Origin of the sequence: Sediminibacterium sp., assembly GCF_051860225.1 — a bacterium.
Taxonomy (GTDB): Bacteria; Bacteroidota; Bacteroidia; order Chitinophagales; family Chitinophagaceae; genus Sediminibacterium.
Genome location: NZ_JBHYEI010000003.1, coordinates 291,994 through 314,941, shown reverse-complemented (window position 1 = coordinate 314,941; position 22,948 = coordinate 291,994). Strand labels below are relative to the sequence as shown.

The window sequence follows — 22,948 nt, the reverse complement described above, 5'->3', positions numbered from 1 at the left end:
ATTTAAATAATCCATTAATCAACACAGAATTAAGCATCTTGTTTATTCTTATCTTTTATATCTAGTGCAGCTTTAGCATCAATTAAACGTTTAAATGCAGTATAGTTGGTAAGTACTGCCATTATCGTTAATGGTACAGTAAAAACTGATATCGTCTCAAAAACCTGTACTTTGGTTCCCGGCAAATAGATTTTAAACTCCCCTCCAATAAAATAAGCAGTTATACCACATGCAATTGCAGTGACCCCAATTGTAATGACTCTTTCTGGCCTTTGCATCAAACCTTCTTTACATTCTACTCCTAACCCTTCGGCCCTTGCTCTGGTATAACTAACCATCAAAGACCCAATCATAGCAATGAAAGCAAATAAAGAGCTATAAAAATAATGATGAGAAATTAAATAATAACATATTCCTAAAAACAAGACTAACTCACTGTAACGATCTAAAACTGAATCAAACAGGGCACCAAAAGAAGAGGACATTTTTCCTAGCCTTGCAACCTGCCCATCTAACATATCAAAAATTCCTGCAAATAAAACCATTGCCCCAGCCCAACCAATATAACTTAATTCTCCTCGATGGCCTTTCTCTGCCCCTTCTATAAAAATTGCAGTTACTAAAATATTTAAAAACAATCCAATCAATGTAACTGCATTGGGAGTTAATCCAAGTTTAATTAGAAACTTAACCAATGGATTAATCATCACGTAAATGAGTTGCTGTACTTTGTCTCTAAACTTGGGTTTAGCCTGGTTCATGTATAATTGTTTAATTCAATCTCAAAAATGAATGACTCAAATTAAAAATCAAACCTAAATCTTGTCCTAATGCCATAAGGTGAAATTCCTGGATTATCTAAATAACTCAATCGTTTAACGAAATCAACTCTTAGAATATTGAATATATTTTCAACACCAACACTAGCTTCCATATAAGGCTTTGTAGGATCTAATGCAAAAGTAGAATTAACACCGTTTATTGTTGGGAAAGCAAATAAGGATGAATTTAATAGTGGGTTATTTTCACTTCTTACCCCACCGTATAGAATTTTAAAAGAAGCGACCTCCCTAAACTTCAACTTTTTCAACAAGGGAATACGATTGAAAACAATACCCATAAAATGTTGAACCCATGTAAATGATGCGTAACGATCACTAACAAATTCTAAGAAGTTCATCATATTGTATGAATTCAACTGATAGGCAAAAGTTTGGTTAGCTCTGTGAACGGTTAACAAAGGAAAAGGCACTTGCCCAAATGTATAGCCTGCCTCAAATGTTGCATCAGCATATCCTAATCTTCCCATGTAATTTCTTTTCTCAATTCTCAAATCTACTTTTTGGTAATTATATTGACCTCCTAACAAGCCCTTAACACCAGCTGCAGCACTTAAAGTAAATATGGGATACTTGGTAAAAATAGGAATACGATAAATTTTACCCTGATAAAATTTTTCATTAGGTGCCCATCTAACTTGTGCGTTCAACTCTGTAGTGATGACGTTTTGAACATTTTCAGGCGCACCATTGGTTGTTTTTGTGTAGGTTAAAATTCCTGCAGGTTGTTGATGCCAATTTTTAAACCCAATACTATAAGAGAATCTACTTTTAAATTCTTTTACAAATTCGGCCTGATAAATATTATTGTATAACCAACGTTCGTTGTTACCACGTTTAAATGAAAGTAGAAAGTTATCTTCTTGAACAAACTCTAAATCTTGACCAGGAATTTTAGTATCACTTTGAGCACTAATCCGGATATAATTCATTGGGAATGTATAAATTGACTTATTGTTTAGAGAATAAGTTGCACTAAGAAACCCTTTCCATTGTTTATCATTAAATCCATATGCACCATAAGTTTCAAAATATAAGCGTTTACTCATTGCAGGAGTTGTTCTGCCTCCAAAGCGTAATCGAAAGCCTTCAACTGGATTAAAGCTGTAAAATGTATTTACTGGTCCAATTTCAACTGGCCCCAAATTGCCATAACCAGCAAACAATAGCGTAATTAATGCCATGGTTCTTCTAAAAGAAGGCATTTTTTCTAGGCTGTCAATATTACTATACACTTTAGACTCTGGACCTGATAAGGGATTATGTCTTTTTGCTTGCCAAAAACTATCGGGCATTTTAGCAATCACTTCCTCATTTCTTACCATTGCTGGTCCTTGAAATAAACTATCTGGCCTCGTTTTGTTAAATGCAAACCCTTTATAAGAAACCGTACGTTCACCAAAAAAACCGCCGCTAGTACTATTTTTACTTAGCCCCATATCGGCCATCAAATCACTTTTAACCAAATGATAGCGCTTGTCTTCTCCACGTTCAAACTCTAAATCAGCATGTAGTTCTTTGATCCAATTGATATTAGCATTTCTACTAATAAACATATTAATTTTCTGAACTGCATAGTTTCCATCTAAAGTGATAAACATATTACCTCTGAACAATAAATCATTGGTATTACGTGGGGTAAAATACAATTTAACTAGCTTAGTTCCGTATTCATCCGTAATAGTATCTCGGATATAATACATATAAAAAGTAGGAGCAGCATTAGCAATTGGGCTCAAAAATTGGTAGGCAAAAATGGGAATATTATTTTCATAGATATCAATATTCTCATACAAACGATTCAATAAAGAACTTAATCCTTCATTGTCAATATAGCTTCCAAAATTAACTTTCTTCTCTCCTAAAATGAATGATTTAGTTGCAGAAGGATCTTTCCTCATGTATTGCTTAGAAAGTCTTTCTTCCAAGTAAATAGGCATTAAAACCTTACCATTTAATTTGGTACTATCTCGATTCTCAAATAAGAAATTGTATTTTTTCAATAAGCGAGAATTGGTCACTTTATCATTAGAGTTGCTTAAAGCAGCTTGAATTTTTTCATATTGCTCATATTCAACGTAATCATAATTGGCTATCCGATTATTCTCTCTGTTCTCAATTACATTTCTAATCAATTCTACTGCTGGATTATCCTTATTTCTATATTTTGCTCGTTTATTTGTATTTACGGTAACATTAGTTAATAGCGCTGGATCGGGCCCCAACTCAATGTTTAACTCTTGCATTTTATAGCGGTTCACCGTAAATTGAACCTGCCTAAATCCAACTGAAGACACAACTACTTTATTAATAGAAGTATTCGTGATAATCATATATCTTCCTAAGCTATCTGTAACTACTCCGCGTCCTTTTAAAAAATATACACTTACCCCTTGTAAAGGACGTTGGGTGATAGAATCTACAACAATACCTTTAACTACAGTCTCTTGTGCGTATGTATTGCTCGTTACAAATAATGCAACGAATAATGAGAATAATTTAAAAACCCTGTTGACTTTCATTTAACAGATTTTATTTAAAAACATATTTCCCTTGTAATAAGTAATTATAGAAGATACCTACCATTAAGGAAATAAAAATTTTCGAAACTATATAATTGGCTTGCATATAATTCACCATAAATGCTAAGCCTGCTACATTTAATAATAAATTCCCCATCCAAACAATTAAATAGCGAAATGCTTGTACTGGAATTGGCTGTAATCCAGATTTGAAAACCCAATTCCGTCCCAAAGTAAAATTCACTACCCCACCAGTAATAGTTCCGATTGCGCCAGCAAGCACTGCCCTTAGATGAATGAATTCCACTAAAAACACCGTCATTAAAAAGTCTACTGCCGTAGCAATTAGAGATGAAGCCTGGGCTTTTAGGAATACTTGCTTTACCATAATTTTAGATACAATAAAATTTGTAAAACAATATTGCTATAGCAACCCGCTAAAACATCATCTGCCATTACCCCCCATCCCTTGGGTAAATTTTCAAGTTTATTGACGAATAGTGGTTTAACAATATCAAAAAACCTGAACAAACACAATGCGACAATTAAGTTAACAATAGTAATTGGTATAAACAATAAAGCGATCATCATTCCGGCTACTTCATCAACAACTACCCTGCTACTATCCTTTCCCCAGCCTGATTCTACTTGACTTGCACCCCAAACACCATAAAATGTAACCATTAGTGTTAAAATGATTGTCAAAACAGAATTAGACTGTTCTATTGCAACAAACCAGAAAAGGGATGTTGCAATAGCAGCCACTGTTCCACCTCCTTTTGAAATAAATCCAATTCCAAAAAAGCTGGTCAGTATCTGATGAATCTTTATCATAATGCTTCTACTACATCTTGATAATAATCTAATCCAAGATGTGTAATTAAATCTTCACCCATTATATGTCTCAGTGTATTTTGCAACTTAATAAGCTGTTTAAAAATATCATGTTCAGGTCTTAATCCTGGTAAAGTTTGTGGAGACTTAAAGTAGAATGACAACCACTCTTGTATTCCACTCATATTCGAACGCTTAGCTAAATCCATAAATAATGCAAGATCTAATACGATAGGCGCAGCTAAAATAGAGTCACGACATAGGAAGTTGATTTTGATTTGCATTGAGTAACCTAACCAACCAAAAATATCGATATTATCCCAGCTCTCTTTATTATCTCCGTGTGGAGGATAGTAATTGATTCTAACTTTATGGTACAAATCACCATATAAAGCAGGGTTAATTTCTGGTTGCAAAATATCCTCTAATACACTTAGTTTAGATACTTCTTTGGTTTTGAAATTATCAGGATCATCTAATACTAACCCATCCCTATTACCTAAGATATTAGTGGAGAACCAACCTTTGATTCCTAATGCTCTTGCATGTAAACCTGGAGCTAGAACCGTCTTCATTAAAGTTTGACCTGTTTTAAAATCCTTGCCAGCAATAGGTGTTTGCGTTTGTTTAGACAATGCTTCTAATGCTGGGATATCAACGGTTAAGTTTGGAGCACCATTTGCAAACGGCACACCTAATTTAAGTGCAGCATATGCATATATCATACTTGGTGCAATGGCAGGATCATTATTGTGTAAACCTGCTTCAAACGCTTCTAAGGTTTCGTGAACAGCTGAAGTTTCTATGTACTTTTCAGTTGATCCACACCAAACAATCACTACTCTAGTGCAATTATTATCTTTTTTAAATTGCTCAATGTCATTGATTACTTGCTCTGCAAGATCGTATTTAGATTTACCCTCTTTAATATGTGTACCGTCTAAATTCTTAATATACTCACGATCAAAAACAGCTTTCATTGGCTTGATCGCTTCCAATTCTGGTTTAACTGCGTGCAACAACATTGGCTCTAAGACTTTTGCATTAATAGCCGCTTCAAAAACATTGTCTGAATATACATCCCATCCTCCAAAAACGATATCGGTTAAGTTGGCTAGTGGAACAAAATCTTTAATTAGTGGATAACGATTTTCTGTTCTTTTACCCAAACGTATATTTCCCATTTGGGTTAATGCACCAACTGGCTGAGATAGCCCTTTATTTACAGCTATTACACCTGCAATCATAGTTGTACCTACGGCACCTAAACCAGGTATCAAGATGCCCAATTTCCCTTCAGCAGGGGCGATGTTTTGTTTCATACGCTTTCTTCTTTTATATTTTGCTATTTATTTTTTAGTCCATTTACCATTAGATTAGAAATGGCACCAATTCGATGCTCTAATCCAACTAATTTATCATTGAAAAAATCACGCTCAATCCCTCGGATACTACTTACTACTACAGAGGGCAATAAATCCATTTCTTGAGCCAGTGCACTATTAAATTCACCACTTTTAATCCCAAACTCTAATATTGACCGAATTAAGTTGATTTCTTTTTGAGAATATTCATTGAATAAGCCTTTGGCACATGATGCGTTTTCTACAAAATCACCGCAAACCAATCGATATAAGTTCAACATATTGCTAAGAACTTTAATTCTTGTGACAGCGAAAATTTTTAATTTTTCTTCGGCAGAATGAACTGTTTCAACGGCAAATTGGGTTTGTATAAAAACCTCTTGAAGCTCTTTTAGAAGCACTTCTTCAAAAATCTGTTCCTTGCTTTGATAATAATAATAAAGGGTGCTCTTACCCTTTCCTAAAGCTTTGGCAATATCTTCCATGGTAGTTTTCTTAAGACCATAGGTTTGGAAAAGCTTTTGAGCCTCTCGAATAATGTCTTCTCTGAAAATCTCCTCTTTTACCATAAACTTTTAGACCAAAATGGTTTTATGGTCCAAAACTACAACAAATTGAGTAAATCCTACTCTTAAGAAAAGCTTAATATTCAACTAATTCATCTAAAGCAAATAGTTAATATCCGATTAAAGGAAGATAAACTAAGCCAATTCAGATAGCAGGTGAACTTGTAGTTTTACTTAGAAAATTATATATATATATATATTAAAAAGAATATTTAAAATGAAGATAATCAAACAAATTACAAGTATTATTACTTGCATCTCAATACTTTCTTGTTCAACCACTAAAAAAAATAGTATTGACCCAGTTAAGGAAAAAACAGAAAAAATAGGCATCAAATATTTTCAAAAAATGATTTCTCAACCCCTGACCAGTTTAGGACTTGATACCTTTTATAAGAAATATGCCGACGCATATGGAATTCCAATCGTTTCTTCAGCAAAAGTGCCCGATGATGCCATATTAATTGCTAGGGATATTGTAAACTACATGCTTATTAAACGACCAGATATCAGATCTACTCTAATTACACAAAAAGCAAGAGTCCTAGTTATGGCAGAATCTGAGATGGAAACAGATCTTCCAGAAAGGAGTAGATGGAAAAAACCAACTAAAGATGACAAACGCTTAACACCGGGCGAGAGAAATAATTATGACCTACTAGGCGGAATTGCCAGCATGTCTGATAAAGAGTATTGGAATAAAAGAGCGAGAGGAATGGGAGGCACAATCACTTCTTGTGCAGAAGAAAACTTACTAGGATATCCCAATACGCGCTATTACGGGGAAAATATTCTCATTCATGAATTTAGCCATAATATGATGAATGCAATCAGGTCTTGCGATACACCCCTTTATCGGGAAATTCTTGCAGCCTATGAGATTGCAAAAAAAGAAGGTAAATATGAAGGACAGTATGCTATAAATACTTCTGCTGAATATTGGGCAGAAGGAACACAGTGGTGGTTTTGGTCAAATTACGAATTTTACGACGGGGAACAAAGAATTCAATCCCCAGAAGATTTAAAAAAATATGATGCCGTCCTCTTCAGTTTATTGGAACGTGTTTATCTGGGCCACCATAATCCTGGAGATATGTATTATGGAAAAAATATAAAGCCAAGTGCAAGAAGAAGATAATTTTCATTACACAAAATTGATATGTAATGATTGGCAATAAAAAAGAGTTGCAATTTTGCAACTCTTTTTTTGTGACCGCGTTAGGATTCAAACCTAAAACCTTCTGATCCGTAGTCAGATGCTCTATTCAGTTGAGCTACGCAGCCATACCCCTAAGGGGCTGCAAATATAAAACAAACATAATTAATCACAAAATAAGTTGTTGAATTTTACTCAACAACCCATTCTTTTCTAATTAATTCACCGTTTTGCATTACTCCTTCCAAGATCATTCTATGGCGTTTACTGTAATCATTATTAAAATATGTAAAATTAAAAGTTGGCTTTTCTTGTGACAAATGGATAGTGGAAATCCAATGCAGTAACCTACGTTTATCAATCACTGATTTTTGCTTTTCAGATTGATATTGCGGGCTTTTAAAGGGCTGATATGGGGTATACCCTTTAAGTGGAATTTGGGTTAGCTTAGACCCTTTAGGTATATAGTTGGCCTCATCACCTTGTTTCGTGTAAATAGCAATAGCTCCGTTTGGCGCACCTAATGCAGCACCTAAAAAAGGGGGCTTGAAAACCTTAACAAAGGCAATTTCATTGATGTTCAGTGTTAGTATGGTTTCAGCATCTACAAGAACCTGATTTAGAAATAGTTTCAACATGTCTTGCTGTGACCTCCAGAAAAAACGGGGTATCCCCTTTCCCGTTGAATCAACACCAAAAACAATTTGAAGCCCTGGTACTTTCCCGCTCAAATACGTAAATATATTCGAAAATGAAATAGCGTTGGGTGTCATGATGTTAAAAGAAACAGCATCCCCTCCTTTAAATAATCCAGACACGTATTTTTCCTCCAAAACTTGTAACGGGCTTTTGCTTGTACTATAGACTACGATTTCGTTTTCACTCGGAATATAAGAAGCAAGTTCTCTTGCTTTGGGCGATTGAAACCGCAGCGCAGGCAATGAATACCCAAAATCGTTCACATAGGTTGGCGCATCTGCAAAGAGACCCAATTGTTGAAATTGCATACCAATCTTTTGCGGCTTTTTCTTCTTTGTTTGCAGCTGAATTCCCAAAGTAGCAGAGTCGGAAAAATTTAAACGACCAACTACAAATGTTCCGCTATCGCTAACTGGAACATCATCAATAATGGGCAAATTTCCTGTTTGAAGCAAGGAAAATGCTACCATTGCGCCCTTTAAATCAGTAGGATTATCTGAGAATTTACCTCGCACTTGAATAAATGCATCTCTATAAAGTGGGCTCTTGATGGTTATGGATGGATGTCCAAGTGGAAAGTCTTTTAATATGGAATAAGTGTTTGGTATAAAACGCTCTTCTTCAACTATAGAAAGGGAAAGATTCACAAAATCATTGCCTTTATTTACAATCAACCAGTCGTTCTTTCCTTTAGCTCCAAGTGATTTTTGCAGTGGTTTCAATTCTATGATATTTTCCGATGAATTGTTTTGACTACTGTTGCTTGTATCCGCGGAAATACCTGTTGACTTTTGCTCTGCCTGATCATACAAAGCCGGCTGAAATACGGGAACTACTTGATCACAATACATAGATCCTTTTTGTTGATTCATTGTGACCAAAGTATACGCCCTCATACGAATGTAATCAGCCTCATATGCACTTGGGATTTGAAAACTGATATTTGCGCCCCCTTTTTCAGCAAGATAAGTTTGGTGCTGCAGCAATAATCCCGCTTCATTATACCAGTCAACATACACGTTAACCGGTTGCATCATTAATCGGTTTCGCTGCTTTATATATAGCTTACCATATATTTTTTCGCCTTTACCATAAACCGCTTTTGCTTGATGTACATACAATGTTTGAAACAATGGTTCTTGTGTATATGCATTATTATGATACACAAAAACCAACAAACACATATAAATAATCTTCTTCATTTGCATTATCGGGGAATTACTTTAATACTCGTTTGATTACCTGCATTATCAAACCCATATAAAATCACCTGTTCTAATTTGGGGTTAAAATCACTTCTACCTTCTTTCATTTTTAAGAACATTCGAGTTAATATAATGGTTTGATTTTGAATAAACGCTTCTACAAACGCTTTGCCATCTTGGCCAATTTTCATATACAACTGCAAGCCAGCATACGAAACCAACTTGAGTTTGAATACAGTTTCAGAAATTTTACTGAATTCTATTCCATATGCCAATTTTCTTTGTAATGTGGTCAGTGGTTTTTTTATTCCTCCATCCGTATATAAAATTCGATGTATACTTACTGGCTCCTTACTATCTAGTTGCTTCTCAGAGGTAAAGTTTGCATCGTAAACATACGTGTTGTGATTTTTACTGTGTTGAATATAAAAAAGTCTATTCTCTGTTAGGGGTGGTATTGGATAATTGTCTTGTGCAATAGAATCAAGTATTAAAAAAAAGGCAGAAAACATCAAAAGAAATCTCATCACCAGACTTTGTTCAGTTAAGTTACAAAAAATGCGAATTATATTGATATAAATTTCCCCTCAAATTTAACTTGATGCTATAGTAATTGTTAAATTTACGAAAGATGATTACCGTTAAAAATCCAGATATCATAAGAGTACTTGATCTTTCATTAGATTTAATTCAAATAATTGATTTAAATGGGATTATCCTTTTCAGTAGTAAATCTGCAGAACTAATTCTAGGATATACTGCTAAAGAGTTAATTGGAGACCATTTTTTGAGTAATACTTTAAAAGAAGATAAAGACAAAACTTCAAAAGCTTTACTAGAAGTAAGAGAGGTTAACAAAATTTACAATTTCGAAAATCGGATAGTAGGAAAAAACAAGCAATTAATATTCCTTTCTTGGAGCTTAATTTGGGATGACCAAACACAAGAAACCTTTGTTATTGGAAGAGATATAACTGAATTGAAACGCAATGAAGAAATAAGACAGAATAACGAAAAGCACTATCGTTCACTTATACAAAATATCAATATTGGAATTATTATTCAAAAAGAAAATTCTGAAATTACACTTTGTAATCAACCTGCACTTGAAATGCTTGGGCTTACCGAAGATCAACTTTTAGGTAAAACCTCCTTTGATCCTGATTGGAATGTAATTCATAGTGATGGGCGTTTTTTTCCAGGAAACGAACATCCTGTTCCAACTGCAATTGCAACTAAGCAACCCGTTAGAGATGTAGTGATGGGCGTTTATCGACCAAATACAAAAGATCGTGCATGGTTATTAGTTAATGCAGAACCACAATTTGATATATCGGGTAATTTTGATCATGTCATTTGCACCTTCACTGATATTACAAAAGAGCGAAAATCTTTGGTACAAAAGCAAGCAGAACTATTAGATGTATTAGATAATACAGCAGCATTTTTTGCAACCCTAGATCTTAATTTCAAATTTACATTTGCAAACAAGTCTTTACTTAAAGCAATAGGAGTTAGTGACAATACAGATATCAATGAAATTAACCTTAAAAAGTTTAAAATTATTGATGCATCTTTTACACTTGAAAACTTGTTACAAAAACTATTAACTGAAGGCACTTGGATTGGATCAAATACTTATATCAACAAGGAAGGAAAAGAAATAACTGTGTGGCAAGTGGTTTTATTGCATAGAAACGAACAACATATCCCAACACATATTTCAGTTACTGCAATAGATATCTCGGCTAGCAAAGCCCTAGAAAGGGAAATTCACTTAAATAAGATAAAAACTGAGTTTGTAACCAATGTATCGCATGAATTTAGAACTCCACTAACCATATTCAGAACTAGTATGGAAATACTAGATATGTATTTAAAAAAATTAAAAATAGATTTGCCCGAAGAATTAGTGAAGAGACTGCAGGTAATGGATAAAGAAATTGACCGATTAACTTATGTGATTACGGAATTTCTAACAGTTGGAAAAATGGAATCGGGAAAAATAACAGTCAATAAAAGCAGTATTCCTATAATACCTATTATTCAAAATTCTATACATAGAATTACATTAATGAATAAAGATAAGAGGTCTATAGCCCTGCATATTTTTGGTGAACCTAGAAATATTTTGATTGATGAGTTTTTAATGATGCATGTATTTGATAATTTAATTTCGAACGCTGTAAAATATTCAAAAGAAAAAAAAGCGCCAGAAATAAGTGTATATTTTAAAGAAAAAATAACTGAAATAATTATTAAAGATTATGGTATAGGCATACCCAACGCTGAAAAGAATAAACTATTTAGTTCTTATTTCAGGGGATCTAATACGCATAATATTAAAGGAAATGGCTTAGGATTAGTCCTTGTAAAAAACTTCATTAATTTACAAAATGGTATTGTCTTAATGGAAAGCGAAGAAAACATTGGAACTACTGTAACGCTTCAATTTCCTTATTAATACACTAAATCATCTTTTATACAAGAATGATTTTTTTAACAAAAGTGCTTTACTATTTGGACCAATCATAATCCTGAAAACGCCTGGCTCTGTCACTTCTTTACCTTCCTCATTAATCAATGTGAGCATTTCAGGATTTATTGTAAATTCAACTGTCTCCTTTTTCTCCGGCTGAATTGTTACTCTTTTAAATGCCTTTAAAGCAAGAACTGGTGTTGCAACTGTTGACAAATCCTGTCTTACATACAATTGCACTACTTCATCTCCGATTTTACTACCAATATTAGTGATATCAACACTCACTTTAATTTCATCATTACTACTTAAAGTGTCTTTACTAAATTGGAGATTACTATATTGGAACTGCGTGTAACTTAATCCATATCCAAAAGGGAATAAAGGCTCGCCACTTAAATCATGATAATCGTCTCCCCTACCAGTTGGCTTATGATGATAAACCAATGGAAGTTGACCTTCTGACTGAGGGAAACTAATCGGCAGTCTACCCGCAGGGTTTTCATCCCCATACAGTAAAGATGCAATAGCATTCCCTCCTTCTTCGCCTGGGTACCATACCATCATAATAGCACTCACTTTATTCATCCATTTTTGCATGGTTATTGCACTCCCGCCTACTAATAATACAATCACTGGTTTACCAGTTGAAGCAACTGCTTCAATTAATGCCTCTTGGTTGCCTGGCAAACTAAGCGAAGAACGATCTTGAAATTCTCCTTCATGTATACCCGCAACAACAATATTGATATCTGCTTTTTTTGCTAAATCGATTGCTTGCTTTATTTTAATATTGGTACTATCTCCCCCTGATTTCTTCCATAAAAATTTTATTTTCCCATTCCCTTTAGATTCAAAAAACTCGACTTTTAACTGGTAAGATTTCCCTTTTTCAAGTAAGACCTCAATGGTTGCCCTTCTATAAGAAATTTTATCCCATTGATTAATTAAGAGTTTATTATTTAAGTATAACCTGAAACCATCATTCCCCTCTAAGGCAAGTGCAAATTTACCCGTATTAGGTGCTTTTAAATAACCAGAATAACGAATAGAATAATGATCGGAGGTTATACTACTGTCAGGAGACATAAACGTATAAGATTCATTAATTTCATTTACGAATCTAGACTTTTGCAATGATTCACCCGGTATTAAAGAACTATAATATTCAGCTTTGAGCCCTTTGCTTTTCAAGGCTGAATCTATAAATAAATTAGGAGTTGAAACAACTTCAAATGTTTCTGATTGAACACTTGCTCCCTCGAAAAAAAAGATTTGTTGCTCCTTATTTGCGCGACTTTTGATCCCCTCTAATATATTTACTACCCCATTACCTGGCCCACTGTATCCGCCTAAACGAGCGTCTACAGCATCTTTGCCAAAAACCGCTATATTTTTAGCATAGTTACTTAATGGTAAAACGCTATTGGTGTTTTTCAACAAAACGGTTGCCTTAACTGCGGCTTCTTTGGCCAGAGATTTATGCAAAGTACTATTGACCCATTTAGCTGCAATGGATTCATCGACATATGGATTATCAAAAAGTCCTAATTCAAATTTTACTTTTAAAACCCTTGCTACCGCGTCATCAATTCTCTCTTGAGGAATGGTTCCATCTAAAAATGGGGGAATAAATAATTTATAGTGATCATAATTAGTTTGAAAAATTACATCTAACCCATTTTTTATTGCAGCAGCACTTGAAGCAGGATAATCTTTTGTTGTATGATGTAATACAGTAGTTCCACCCACGGCTCCTGCATCAGATATTACAAAACCCTTAAAGCCCCAATCCTGTTTTAATTTTTTATTTAAAAGCCAGCCATTTGCCGAACTAGCGGACCCATTTACAGAATTATATGCAGTCATTATAGACCTTGATCCAATTTTTTGGATAGCATGTTTAAATGGTGGAAAATGTAATTCATCTAAAAAAGATTCATTTAAATGAATTGGATAACTATCTCTGCCTCCATCTCCAACATTTGCAATAAAATGTTTGGGAGTTGTCACGATACCTGCACTTTCAAAATTACGTAAATAATTAGCAGCCATCTGTTTTACTAAAAATGGATCTTCTCCATAAGTTTCTTCTGTTCTTCCCCACCGAACATCAGTAGCAATATTAAGCACAGGTGAAAGAATATCTCTTATACCCCTAGCTTTTGTTTCTACCGCAATTGCTTTTGAAACTGCACTTATTAAAGAAGTATCAAAGCTTGCAGCCAACGCAATTGATTGAGGGAAAGCTGTTGCACCACTTCTGACTAGTCCATGCAAGGCTTCATCAAATGGAATAAATGGTATACCAAGCCTTGTTTCATTGATGAAATAACGTTGAATCTGATTTATTTTTTGAGCAAGCAATAATGCATTCTCTTTTGTGTTATACTGTAATAATTGTTGACCTACTCCCGCTTGCATAGACGCAGCACTGACTTGAAATCCAAATATACCATGCTTGTACTGATTGGGATCTTTCCCTAAGTCGCCTGGTATCATGAACAATTGCCAAAATTTTTCAACCGGTGTCATTCGCTTAATCAAATCGGATACCCTTTCTTCAGTCGTATACCTTGGATTTTTATAAATAGGTAATTGCTGCGCAAAAATGTGGGCAGAAAAGCAAATGCTAAGTAATACTTGAAACAATAGAACTCTCATGAAATGAAATTAAGGAAAACATGAATGCATTATCATATATAATCTTAACTTCAGAATCACAATTTTTGTCATGCATAAAAGAACTTTTTTAAAAGGCATTGCTTTAGCAGGGTTGGGTCTCCCTCAATTAGGAAAATCAAATACCAGTAGTTTAATATTAAATCCTATTGGCCCAGCACCAATGGTTGCAAAAGACGAAAAATTTTGGAAGTCGATCAGAGCACTTTATAAAATTAAACCTGATTATATAAACTTGGAAAGCGGTTATTACAACATGCTTCCAGAAGAAACATTAGAACATTATTTAGCTTTAATTAAGGAAGTGAATTACTATGCTTCTTTTTATATGCGTACCCGTCAATTTAAAGAACGTGCAGCACAGAATCAATTAATTGCTCAATTTTTAGGGGGCACTGAGGAAGAAATTGTTCTGACAAGAAATACAACAGAATCTTTAGACCTCATTATTAGTGGTTATCCTTGGCAATTGGGTGATGAAGCCATATATGCAGAACAAGATTATGGCGCAATGATTGACATGTTTAAGCAAGTAGCTAAAAGACATGGAGTCGTGAATAAAATGGTATCTGTTCCAAATATTCCCCAATCAGATGAAGAGATTGTAAGCATCTACGAAAAAGCAATTACGCCGAAAACAAAATTGATTATGATTTGCCATATCATCAATATAACTGGACAAATTCTTCCAGTTAAAAAAATTTGTGACATGGCGCATAAATATGGGGTTGAAGTCATGGTTGATGGAGCGCATGCTGTTGCACAAATTCAATTTAATATCAATGAGCTTGGCTGCGATTATTATGGTGCAAGTTTACACAAATGGTTAGCAGTACCTTTAGGAGTTGGAGTACTTTATGTAAAAAAAGAACATCAATCTAAAATATGGCCGCTAATAGGTGAAAATGAATCAGTTCAAGGAATTAATCGACTAAATCATTTTGGAACTAATCCCGTTCACACCTATTTAGCCTTACAATTTGCCATTCAGTTTCATCAAAAAATTGGGGCTGCAAATAAAGAGGCGAGACTAAGGTTTTTACAACAATATTGGACTTCAAAAGTTGGATCAATCCCTAATATTATTTTAAATACTCCGTTAGAAAGTAAGCGATCTTGTGCAATCGCTAATGTAGGTATTAAGGGATTAAAACCGGCTGATATGGCAGAAATACTGCTAAAGAAATATCGCATATATACAGTTGCGATAGACAGTGCAGGTGTGCACGGATGCAGAATAACGCCCAATGTATTCACCACAATAGAAGAACTTGATCAATTTGTGGCAGCTTTAAAAGAAATGGCTGCTTAATTAAAAACAAGTCTTGCTCCTACTTGTAACCATCTGCCTGGTAGAGGTGCACCTATAAAATCATTGATAGTGCTGTTAAATAAATTATCAGCCTGAATAAAAATAATATGCTTCATGCTATTGAAACGGAAATTTATTTTAGCATTCATCACAAAATAGTCACTATTGATAGGTAAAAGAATTGGATTAGCTGTTTGTGCATTTCTACTTTTATATAAACCCGTTAAATTAAAGTCAACCAATTTTGTTGAAAAAGTAGTAGCAAAATTGGCTAAGAATTTTGGAGCAGAAGAAAGATAAAAACTGAGTGGTCCTCCTTTGCTATCGGTATTAATCCAAATTAATCCTGATTTGAATTTGATGGATTGAGTTGAACTAATTTTTTTATCTAACAAATAATCAAATTCAACCCCATTCACAAGAACGCTACTTTGGTTTTTAGCTAATAAATAATTACCTCCCACAACTAAATTTTCTTTTCTTGGCATATCTGCATAGGATGTAAGGGACCAATCAATTAAGTCTCTGCTATTCCTATTAAACACACTAAAAGAAAATTTACTGTTTGTATTTGCAATCCAATCTAAGCCAAGTTCATAATTAAAACTTTTTTCTGCTTGTAGATTTGGGTTACCAATTGAACCACTTCTAATTCCCGTTCTATTGTAATTATTAAATAATTCTGTAAAATCTGCATTACGGTAAGCATATCCTGCACTAGCTCTTAACTGAATTTGATTTATTTGATAAGAAAGGTTTATCTGAGGAACAAAAACCCATCCTCCATTTGATGCATATTCAATTCTTAAAGAAGTATTGGAGGAAAAATGGCTATTAAAAGATTCTTGCCAAACTCCATATAAAGCCATTTGATGCACTGAATGTCTACCTCTATCATTCGACCGTATATTCCTACCGATGTATTGCCCTCCAAGAGTATATTTTGTATTATTGCTTTGATTACGCAAAAACAAGGCATTCAGCTGAAATAGGTTGGAAAAACTGGAATTTGCAGAAGAAATTGAACTGAATCGATAATTATCTTCTGTATTTTTGAATCCAGCATAAATCATTATCTGATTTTTGTTTTTTTGATAATGGGCATTTAGCTGATTCCAAAATACCTTAACTCTCTCTACTGCTGTATCTGAACTAAAAGAAGTATAAAAATTTTGTGCCGCAAAGGAACGGTCATTATATGCAGTCCTAAATGAGGTTTCCCAATACCCTTTTTTCTTACTCCATGCCATAGAAAATGCATTCTCTTTCATAAATCCAGTAATACCTCTTTGCTGAGGACCATCCGCGCTATTTCTAAGTGCGGAAAGTTGAAACTGCTGATTATTTTTACTGGAACTAAAATAGCCTGAACTGCTAAAAAGACCTAACTGACCTGCTGCTAATTGTATAATTCCATTGGTCTCCGATTGTTTTTTTTGCGAAAAGGTTTTTGTGGTAATATAAATAACTCCACCAACTGCGTCCGACCCAAAAACCCCTGAAGATGCCCCTTTTAAAATTTCTATTTTTTCAATTTCATCTAATATCACTGGTATATACCCACTGAAATGACCAGTATTAGGGTCATTTAACCTTAATCCATCCAAAATAACCAATACCTGTTGAAAAGTACCACCTCTCATACTGATATCACTTTGAGCACCTAATGCTCCCCTACTCTGAACATCTATTCCTGGCAAGAACCTTAGTAATTCATCCGGAGTTCTTACAGGTAATTGAGCAATGTCTTTTGCAGTAATTACTGTAATATTTCTGCCTGTCTTAGATGCCTTTGTCTCATAAAAAGAACTTGTTACAGTAACTGGATCTAATTTCAATTCATCTGTTTGAGCAAACAATGATTGATTGAGCGTGCTAAAGGCAAATAATAATATAAGCTTTTTCAAGTAACTATTTTTAGGGAGGCAAAACTAAGGTATATCTGCCTTTATTATTCTATAACCCTAACAACTCTAGTCATTTTTCCGTTGGCATTAATCCCCTCTAAAACCACTTGTAACTTGGTAGAAACATCGTTATTATAGAATTCAATTTTATACCTAGGTGATCGTTTATTGGTAATGATATACGGATTCCAATACAAGGTATTTCGGGTATCTGGTTCAAATGAAGCAGCTGACTTATCATAAACTGGATTATAGAATTCTCTGAATCTAGAATATCCTGCCAAAATAGTACTCTCCATTCCTTTAACATTTTGCCCTCCCTTAGAACTGCCTCCGCCTTTTTTCGTGTATACAACAATTGCTCCGCTTGCTCCTCCACCACCAGACCCAAAAAATGGCGGTCTAAAAACTTTGATATAAGCAACATCAGTAACCGGTATCGTAGCAACCATCCCTACATCTGCTCTCATTTCATTTAAATAAATATCAGGGACTCCACCTCGCCAATTTAAATTAGCACCAGCACCAGATCCTGATATTTGTAATCCAGCTACTTTACCTTGCAAATAAGTTAAGATATCTATTGGGGCAGCCATCCCATCCGTTAAATCAAAACTATACCCATCCCCTCTTGAAAATAATCCAGAAGCGTAGGTTTCATCAAGGACTTCCAATTTTGATTTGGTTTTTGCTTTTACCACTACTTCCGACAATGTGGTTGATGCCATTAACCTACGGAGTTTTTCTTGTTCGGATAAAAAGTAATTCATTCGAACAATTGCCATCGAATCAACCCCACCCCATACGGGTGGAATACTGCCCAAATTCACTTTAGCACCATTCTCTTTACGTAGCAACCCATTTTCAATTTTGACCTGAGTAGCTCCACTTAATTTACTATTGTTATTAAACCCATAAAAAACCTTGACAGTGTCATAAAAAAACAAACCAGGCTGCTGAAAATTTCCATTACCATCTATTGCAGCAAATAACAAGCTTTTACTACTGTCTTTAGCAGCTAAAACAAAATTGAGTTGTTGATCCTTTACCATTCCAGGCTTAATTCCAAAAACACTGCCTTTTAAAGACATGAATTCATTCTCAGGCATATATTTTAGTTGTGGACCAATCCCCGCTTTAATTTGTTCCCAATTCATTTTTCTCCATCCATTGGTCATCATCACTAAATCTAATTTACTCGTGATACTATCTGCATCACTTTGAAAATAATATGATGGATTGTGTACATAGCCTTTTATCTCACTAGAAAGTAAGAAGCTGGAAAAAATAGAATGAGGATCTGTGCTATTAGCGCTTGCATCATAAACAGATACAGACATGTTGGTCATTGTAGTATCTGAAACAATTATTTCAAAGCTATTTAACCCTCTTTTTTTCAAATTCGTATAAATTGGATTCAACTTTGCACTAAAATCGTGTGTGTGATTATTTACGAATACAATTCTTTCTGCTACTGGTATCCAATCTGATGTAAATAAAGTAAACTGAATAATTCCAGTTGGTAGCTCATCAATAGGAATTTCCGCACGCTGAAAATTTCGCTCTACCATTTTAAGCCCTACTTTATACATCAATGTTTGATTCATGTGAACCAACAGATTCATTTGTTTAAATGTTTCCCCCGCATTGGCAGATCGTTCAAATTGCAAAAAAGCTTTTTCATTGTTGGTTCTTACGGTGAGTACTACGCCCTCTTTTTTTATATCATTGATTTTGGTAACACCAGAACGACCAAACTCATCCGTCCAATTTAACTGGTATTGTTGTCCTGCAAGAGGTCTTAACATAAAAACGCCCATTCCATCGTGTTGCACTTTTAAACTATCCAATACTTTTCTTTGGGCATCCACTAATACTCCTTTAACCTTTACCGGAAGTCCAGATTGGTTGATTGCTTTAAACGCAACTCGAGAATTCAACCCTTCGACCAAAACCCCACTTTCAGGAAAAAGCTCAATTTTGGTTGGCTCAGGCATTTTTCCCACGACCACAGCTCCTCCATTAATAGGAATATTTTTTTGATACAAATAGGCGACATCATCATTTAGCATCCATCTCGTAAATGCCTTAACATGTAAAAAAGCACCTTTGTAATTGGCTGGAATTTCAAAACTACCCTTTGCAGTTGCTTGAAACAGCGGGCTTACTGTTTGTTTTACTAATACACCTGAGGTATCGTACCATTCTACATATAAATTTTTACTTAAAATACTGGGTTCATTAACTGCTAATAAATACACTTTATAAAACAAAGTATCCCCCGTATTATAGTAAGGTCTGTCAAAATGTACATGTATTTTTTCTTTGGGAAAACCCTCTGCATATACATTCATCATTGAATCTATTTGCTGTGCGTTGATTTGTTTAACTAACCCTAAGAAAGAAAAAGTAACGATGATTAATTTCAGACACTTCATTAGCTATTCAATTTTACCTGAAAGATACTTTGTCCTTCCCAACTTACAAAGCAGATCAAATTGGTTGCATAAGCTTTCTTAACTATTTTTATTGAATGAAGATACGTCTGCTATCTGTTGGGAAAGTTCATGAGTCATCTTTTAAATATGGCATTGAGGATTTTACCCAAAGAATTAACAAATATTTTAAGGCGGAATGGGTAATCATTCCTACAGCCAAAAATGCAGCTAGTTTATCGGAGATAGAATTAAAAAAAACAGAAGCTTCGGCTATTCTCTCACAAATTGATAAAGATGACTATCTGATATTACTAGACGAAAGAGGAAAATTATTAAGCTCTCCTCAATTGGCGCAATTTATTCAACAAAGAGCTAACGAAAGCAGTAAACAATTGGTTTTTTTAATTGGGGGGGCATTCGGGGTTGATACAAGTATTGCTAATAGAGCTCAATTCGTATGGAGCTTTTCTCCATTGGTCTTCCCACATATGTTGGCCAGACTTATTTTATCAGAACAATTATACCGAGCTTGCACTATAATTAGAAACGAAAAATACCACCATATTTAACTTATGATTACATTAACCATTAGTATCATTCTTCTTACAAGTTTGATTTCTTTTACAGCTTTCTCGAATCAAAAAATACTAGATGATTTAATTTTTTATCCACCTGCTATTACTAATAGAAATCAATGGTATCGATTCATCACCAGTGGCTTAATACATGCTGATATTATGCATTTAGTTTTTAACATGTATTCGTTTTATTTATTTGGTGATTTAGTAGAAAAATCATTCTCACAAATTTTTGGTGATAGTGGGAAAGCGCTCTACATTATACTTTATGTGGTTTCATTAATCGTCTGCTTACTTCCAACTTATTTTAATAATTTAAACAACTATCATTACAGGAGTTTAGGTGCATCAGGCGCAGTATCAGCCGTAATCTTTGCCGGTATTTTTCTGTATCCTACAATGGGAATGGGCATTTTTCCTATCCCATTTCATATACCTGGTTTTATTTTTGGGCCGCTCTATTTAATCTTATCCGCTTACTTAGCTAAAAAAGGACATGGAAATATCAATCACTCTGCACATATTTGGGGTGCAATTTTTGGAATTGTATTTGTAGTTATCACTACTAGTTTTATGACAAGATTCAATGCTTTGGAAAACTTCTTTAATGCGATAAAAATGTATTTAGGTACTTTTTAATCGCGATTAAACTGAATTTTTAGTACTTTTTTGGTATTAGCTGAATACCTAAAACGATTATCGATCCGTAAACCAATAATCGCAATTATTTTTTTATCAGATTCTAGCACCCAAATTTTTTCTTTATCTGTTTTGCTTAATCTGGCATCGATTAAAAATTTAGAAACTTTCTTCTTTTTTGTCATCCCTAAAGGATAAAAATAATCTCCCGCTGCCCATTGGCGAATGAGTAATGGAAATTTTACTCGATCGGCATCTACCCACTCAATATTGATATTATGATTTAGAATGGGAGTATTATTAATTTCACTGGATACGGACTGTATATCGTGTAAGGAAAGATCAATCTCCCCCTCTTTAAATCTAGTTTTACCTGCCCTATTAATGATAACATGATGGGCTTGTTGCTCCGCTAAGGGCGCAATAATCATCCATTGCCTATTCTTTATAATTCTGTGGCTATTGGATTGAACATAACTACTATTAGCTCCATCTAATAATTTTATCACGGATGGTATTTGGGCTGCAGAAAAACCATAAGATTGGATTATTTCCCAAGTAATTGTATAAAGTGGCTTTACCTTTTTCCATTTAAGTACGGGAATATGCCATTCATTATCTTTTTGCTCTACTAACTTTTTAAGCTGAAGTTGAACTCCTTCTTGGTATAAAATGGCAGTTTCTTCAAAACGATAAGTATTCTGCAAAAGATTTTCTTGAACAGCTGGGAAAATTGATTCCAATTCAGGAATCAATTGATTACGAAAAAAATTCCTAGTATAATGATTAGATAAATTAGAAGAGTCAACAATAAATGCTACTTGATTTTGATTTGCAAAAGCCTCAATTTGCTTTCTAAAGAAAGGTAATAAAGGTCTAATTACTTTATTCGATTGATTGATTGCTGGGATTCCTTTTAATCCATCAATTCCTGTTCCCCTGAAAAAGTGTAACAAACTTGTTTCAATACTATCATTTGCATGATGTGCAGTTAGTACCCATGAATTTGTTAATTCAATATTGGTAGCCCTAATTTCATCAAACCAATGATACCTGATTTCTCTAGCTGCAACCTGAACCGATAATTGGTGCTGCGTTACATATAATTGGGTATCAATTTTTTTTACAAATAAAGGGATATTCAATGTTTGGCAGAAAGATTGAACAAAAGCCTCGTCTCGCTCACTTTCTGATCCTCGTAATTGATAATTTACATGCGCTGCAACAAATTCAATTCCAGATTGATGAAGTAAGTAAGCTAAAACGGTACTATCCGCTCCTCCACTCAATGCCAACAAAACTTTTTGTTTAGGTAGTATTAAATGAGCAAAATGCTTTTTCCAATGCTGCTGGAATTCCTCCAAGAAGTTCATGCTTATTTTTTTACAAAAGAACCTGTTAAAGCAGCAAACCCACTTATTAATCCACCAATTATACCTGTTACAAGAATTAACATCATATATGATCCACCTAGTGGAAGTATTAAAGCTACTTTGGTTGAAAGAATATGCTCATTAGCGGCATCTTTTATAAATGCTAAAACGATCCATAAAAGAAACAATCCTAAAAAGCCACTCAAAAAAGATTTGCCAGGACTTTGATGCAATAATGCTGCCACTATAAATGAACTAATCACAAAAATCCACCAAGGAAGCTGAGTGAATAAGCCCGCAACAAATGCTAACAACGCAGATAATAAGATAGATGCTATAAATTTCATACTACTTT

The 22,948-nt window shown here is 34.3% G+C and carries 18 protein-coding genes and 1 tRNA gene; 5 read left to right on the top strand and 14 right to left on the bottom strand.

Going from position 1 to position 22,948, the window contains the following annotated elements:
* Window positions 1-29: 29 nt before the first annotated feature.
* From ACTIEI_RS11945 to ACTIEI_RS11920, 6 genes are read right to left on the bottom strand one after another with little or no spacing between them, the layout of a single operon-like run.
* Window positions 30-761, bottom strand: a complete 732-nt coding sequence (locus tag ACTIEI_RS11945) for a CDP-alcohol phosphatidyltransferase family protein (RefSeq protein WP_439506522.1) — start codon at window positions 759-761, stop codon at window positions 30-32.
* Window positions 762-802: 41 nt separating this feature from the next.
* Entirely contained in the window at window positions 803-3,361 is a 2,559-nt protein-coding gene (locus tag ACTIEI_RS11940; protein ID WP_439506521.1) for a DUF5686 family protein, read from the bottom strand.
* A 10-nt stretch (window positions 3,362-3,371) separates the two neighbouring features.
* Complete coding sequence (locus ACTIEI_RS11935) at window positions 3,372-3,749, bottom strand: GtrA family protein (RefSeq protein WP_439506520.1); 378 nt, start codon at window positions 3,747-3,749, stop codon at window positions 3,372-3,374.
* Window positions 3,743-4,195 carry a phosphatidylglycerophosphatase A family protein gene (locus tag ACTIEI_RS11930; RefSeq protein WP_439506519.1) on the bottom strand — a complete coding sequence of 151 codons (453 nt, stop codon included), beginning with the start codon at window positions 4,193-4,195 and terminating at the stop codon, window positions 3,743-3,745. The genes ACTIEI_RS11935 and ACTIEI_RS11930 overlap by 7 nt, the downstream gene beginning before the upstream one ends.
* Window positions 4,192-5,517 (bottom strand): inositol-3-phosphate synthase, encoded by a 1,326-nt coding sequence (locus tag ACTIEI_RS11925; protein WP_439506518.1) that lies wholly within the window; start codon window positions 5,515-5,517, stop codon window positions 4,192-4,194. The genes ACTIEI_RS11930 and ACTIEI_RS11925 overlap by 4 nt, the downstream gene beginning before the upstream one ends.
* A 23-nt stretch (window positions 5,518-5,540) precedes the next feature.
* Window positions 5,541-6,128, bottom strand: a complete 588-nt coding sequence (locus ACTIEI_RS11920) for a TetR/AcrR family transcriptional regulator (RefSeq protein ID WP_439506517.1) — start codon at window positions 6,126-6,128, stop codon at window positions 5,541-5,543.
* 214 nt (window positions 6,129-6,342) lie between these two features.
* On the opposite strand from ACTIEI_RS11920, the gene ACTIEI_RS11915 reads away from it, so the two are divergent.
* The gene (locus tag ACTIEI_RS11915) at window positions 6,343-7,263 is read left to right on the top strand and encodes a hypothetical protein (RefSeq protein WP_439506516.1); all 921 of its coding nucleotides are present in this window, start codon (window positions 6,343-6,345) and stop codon (window positions 7,261-7,263) included.
* Between the two features lie 72 nt (window positions 7,264-7,335).
* On the opposite strand, the gene ACTIEI_RS11910 is transcribed toward ACTIEI_RS11915, so the two are convergent.
* The 3 genes from ACTIEI_RS11910 to ACTIEI_RS11900 form a co-directional block, all read right to left on the bottom strand.
* Window positions 7,336-7,409, bottom strand: a tRNA-Arg gene (locus ACTIEI_RS11910).
* A gap of 63 nt (window positions 7,410-7,472) precedes the next feature.
* Window positions 7,473-9,182, bottom strand: coding sequence for a hypothetical protein (locus ACTIEI_RS11905; RefSeq protein WP_439506515.1), 1,710 nt, complete (start codon window positions 9,180-9,182; stop codon window positions 7,473-7,475).
* 5 nt (window positions 9,183-9,187) lie between these two features.
* Window positions 9,188-9,712 (bottom strand): DUF4833 domain-containing protein, encoded by a 525-nt coding sequence (locus ACTIEI_RS11900; protein ID WP_439506514.1) that lies wholly within the window; start codon window positions 9,710-9,712, stop codon window positions 9,188-9,190.
* 104 nt (window positions 9,713-9,816) lie between these two features.
* On the opposite strand from ACTIEI_RS11900, the gene ACTIEI_RS11895 reads away from it, so the two are divergent.
* The gene (locus ACTIEI_RS11895) at window positions 9,817-11,649 is read left to right on the top strand and encodes a PAS domain-containing sensor histidine kinase (protein ID WP_439506513.1); all 1,833 of its coding nucleotides are present in this window, start codon (window positions 9,817-9,819) and stop codon (window positions 11,647-11,649) included.
* Between the two features lie 9 nt (window positions 11,650-11,658).
* On the opposite strand, the gene ACTIEI_RS11890 is transcribed toward ACTIEI_RS11895, so the two are convergent.
* Entirely contained in the window at window positions 11,659-14,328 is a 2,670-nt protein-coding gene (locus ACTIEI_RS11890) for a glycoside hydrolase family 3 C-terminal domain-containing protein (protein WP_439506512.1), read from the bottom strand.
* 70 nt (window positions 14,329-14,398) lie between these two features.
* Here ACTIEI_RS11890 and ACTIEI_RS11885 point away from each other — a divergent pair, with 70 nt between their 5' ends.
* Complete coding sequence (locus ACTIEI_RS11885) at window positions 14,399-15,658, top strand: aminotransferase class V-fold PLP-dependent enzyme (protein WP_439506511.1); 1,260 nt, start codon at window positions 14,399-14,401, stop codon at window positions 15,656-15,658.
* On the opposite strand, the gene ACTIEI_RS11880 is transcribed toward ACTIEI_RS11885, so the two are convergent.
* Window positions 15,655-17,565, bottom strand: a complete 1,911-nt coding sequence (locus ACTIEI_RS11880) for a TonB-dependent receptor plug domain-containing protein (protein ID WP_439506510.1) — start codon at window positions 17,563-17,565, stop codon at window positions 15,655-15,657. The genes ACTIEI_RS11885 and ACTIEI_RS11880 overlap by 4 nt on opposite strands.
* Before the next feature lie 44 nt (window positions 17,566-17,609).
* Window positions 17,610-20,003, bottom strand: coding sequence for a hypothetical protein (locus tag ACTIEI_RS11875; protein WP_439506509.1), 2,394 nt, complete (start codon window positions 20,001-20,003; stop codon window positions 17,610-17,612).
* 95 nt (window positions 20,004-20,098) lie between these two features.
* Here ACTIEI_RS11875 and ACTIEI_RS11870 point away from each other — a divergent pair, with 95 nt between their 5' ends.
* Entirely contained in the window at window positions 20,099-20,572 is a 474-nt protein-coding gene (locus tag ACTIEI_RS11870) for a 23S rRNA (pseudouridine(1915)-N(3))-methyltransferase RlmH (protein ID WP_439506508.1), read from the top strand.
* 3 nt (window positions 20,573-20,575) lie between these two features.
* Window positions 20,576-21,220: a rhomboid family intramembrane serine protease gene (locus tag ACTIEI_RS11865; protein ID WP_439506507.1), complete on the top strand. Its 645-nt coding sequence runs from the start codon at window positions 20,576-20,578 to the stop codon at window positions 21,218-21,220.
* Here ACTIEI_RS11865 and tilS read toward each other — a convergent pair.
* Together tilS and ACTIEI_RS11855 are read right to left on the bottom strand one after the other, a co-directional pair.
* Window positions 21,217-22,593, bottom strand: coding sequence for a tRNA lysidine(34) synthetase TilS (gene tilS / locus ACTIEI_RS11860; protein WP_439506506.1), 1,377 nt, complete (start codon window positions 22,591-22,593; stop codon window positions 21,217-21,219). The two genes, ACTIEI_RS11865 and tilS, sit on opposite strands and share 4 nt — an antisense overlap.
* Window positions 22,594-22,595: 2 nt before the next feature.
* Complete coding sequence (locus tag ACTIEI_RS11855) at window positions 22,596-22,940, bottom strand: hypothetical protein (protein WP_439506505.1); 345 nt, start codon at window positions 22,938-22,940, stop codon at window positions 22,596-22,598.
* Between the last annotated feature and the right edge of the window lie 8 nt (window positions 22,941-22,948).

Bases quoted from the DNA above. Each gene is read 5' to 3' on its own strand.
- ACTIEI_RS11945 (WP_439506522.1), bottom strand. From the start codon at position 761: ATGAACCAGGCTAAACCCAAGTTTAGAGACAAAGTACAGCAACTCATT.
- ACTIEI_RS11940 (WP_439506521.1), bottom strand. From the start codon at position 3,361: ATGAAAGTCAACAGGGTTTTTAAATTATTCTCATTATTCGTTGCATTA.
- ACTIEI_RS11935 (WP_439506520.1), bottom strand. From the start codon at position 3,749: ATGGTAAAGCAAGTATTCCTAAAAGCCCAGGCTTCATCTCTAATTGCT.
- ACTIEI_RS11930 (WP_439506519.1), bottom strand. From the start codon at position 4,195: ATGATAAAGATTCATCAGATACTGACCAGCTTTTTTGGAATTGGATTT.
- ACTIEI_RS11925 (WP_439506518.1), bottom strand. From the start codon at position 5,517: ATGAAACAAAACATCGCCCCTGCTGAAGGGAAATTGGGCATCTTGATA.
- ACTIEI_RS11920 (WP_439506517.1), bottom strand. From the start codon at position 6,128: ATGGTAAAAGAGGAGATTTTCAGAGAAGACATTATTCGAGAGGCTCAA.
- ACTIEI_RS11915 (WP_439506516.1), top strand. From the start codon at position 6,343: ATGAAGATAATCAAACAAATTACAAGTATTATTACTTGCATCTCAATA.
- ACTIEI_RS11905 (WP_439506515.1), bottom strand. From the start codon at position 9,182: ATGAAGAAGATTATTTATATGTGTTTGTTGGTTTTTGTGTATCATAAT.
- ACTIEI_RS11900 (WP_439506514.1), bottom strand. From the start codon at position 9,712: ATGAGATTTCTTTTGATGTTTTCTGCCTTTTTTTTAATACTTGATTCT.
- ACTIEI_RS11895 (WP_439506513.1), top strand. From the start codon at position 9,817: ATGATTACCGTTAAAAATCCAGATATCATAAGAGTACTTGATCTTTCA.
- ACTIEI_RS11890 (WP_439506512.1), bottom strand. From the start codon at position 14,328: ATGAGAGTTCTATTGTTTCAAGTATTACTTAGCATTTGCTTTTCTGCC.
- ACTIEI_RS11885 (WP_439506511.1), top strand. From the start codon at position 14,399: ATGCATAAAAGAACTTTTTTAAAAGGCATTGCTTTAGCAGGGTTGGGT.
- ACTIEI_RS11875 (WP_439506509.1), bottom strand. From the start codon at position 20,003: ATGAAGTGTCTGAAATTAATCATCGTTACTTTTTCTTTCTTAGGGTTA.
- ACTIEI_RS11870 (WP_439506508.1), top strand. From the start codon at position 20,099: ATGAAGATACGTCTGCTATCTGTTGGGAAAGTTCATGAGTCATCTTTT.
- ACTIEI_RS11865 (WP_439506507.1), top strand. From the start codon at position 20,576: ATGATTACATTAACCATTAGTATCATTCTTCTTACAAGTTTGATTTCT.
- tilS (WP_439506506.1), bottom strand. From the start codon at position 22,593: ATGAACTTCTTGGAGGAATTCCAGCAGCATTGGAAAAAGCATTTTGCT.
- ACTIEI_RS11855 (WP_439506505.1), bottom strand. From the start codon at position 22,940: ATGAAATTTATAGCATCTATCTTATTATCTGCGTTGTTAGCATTTGTT.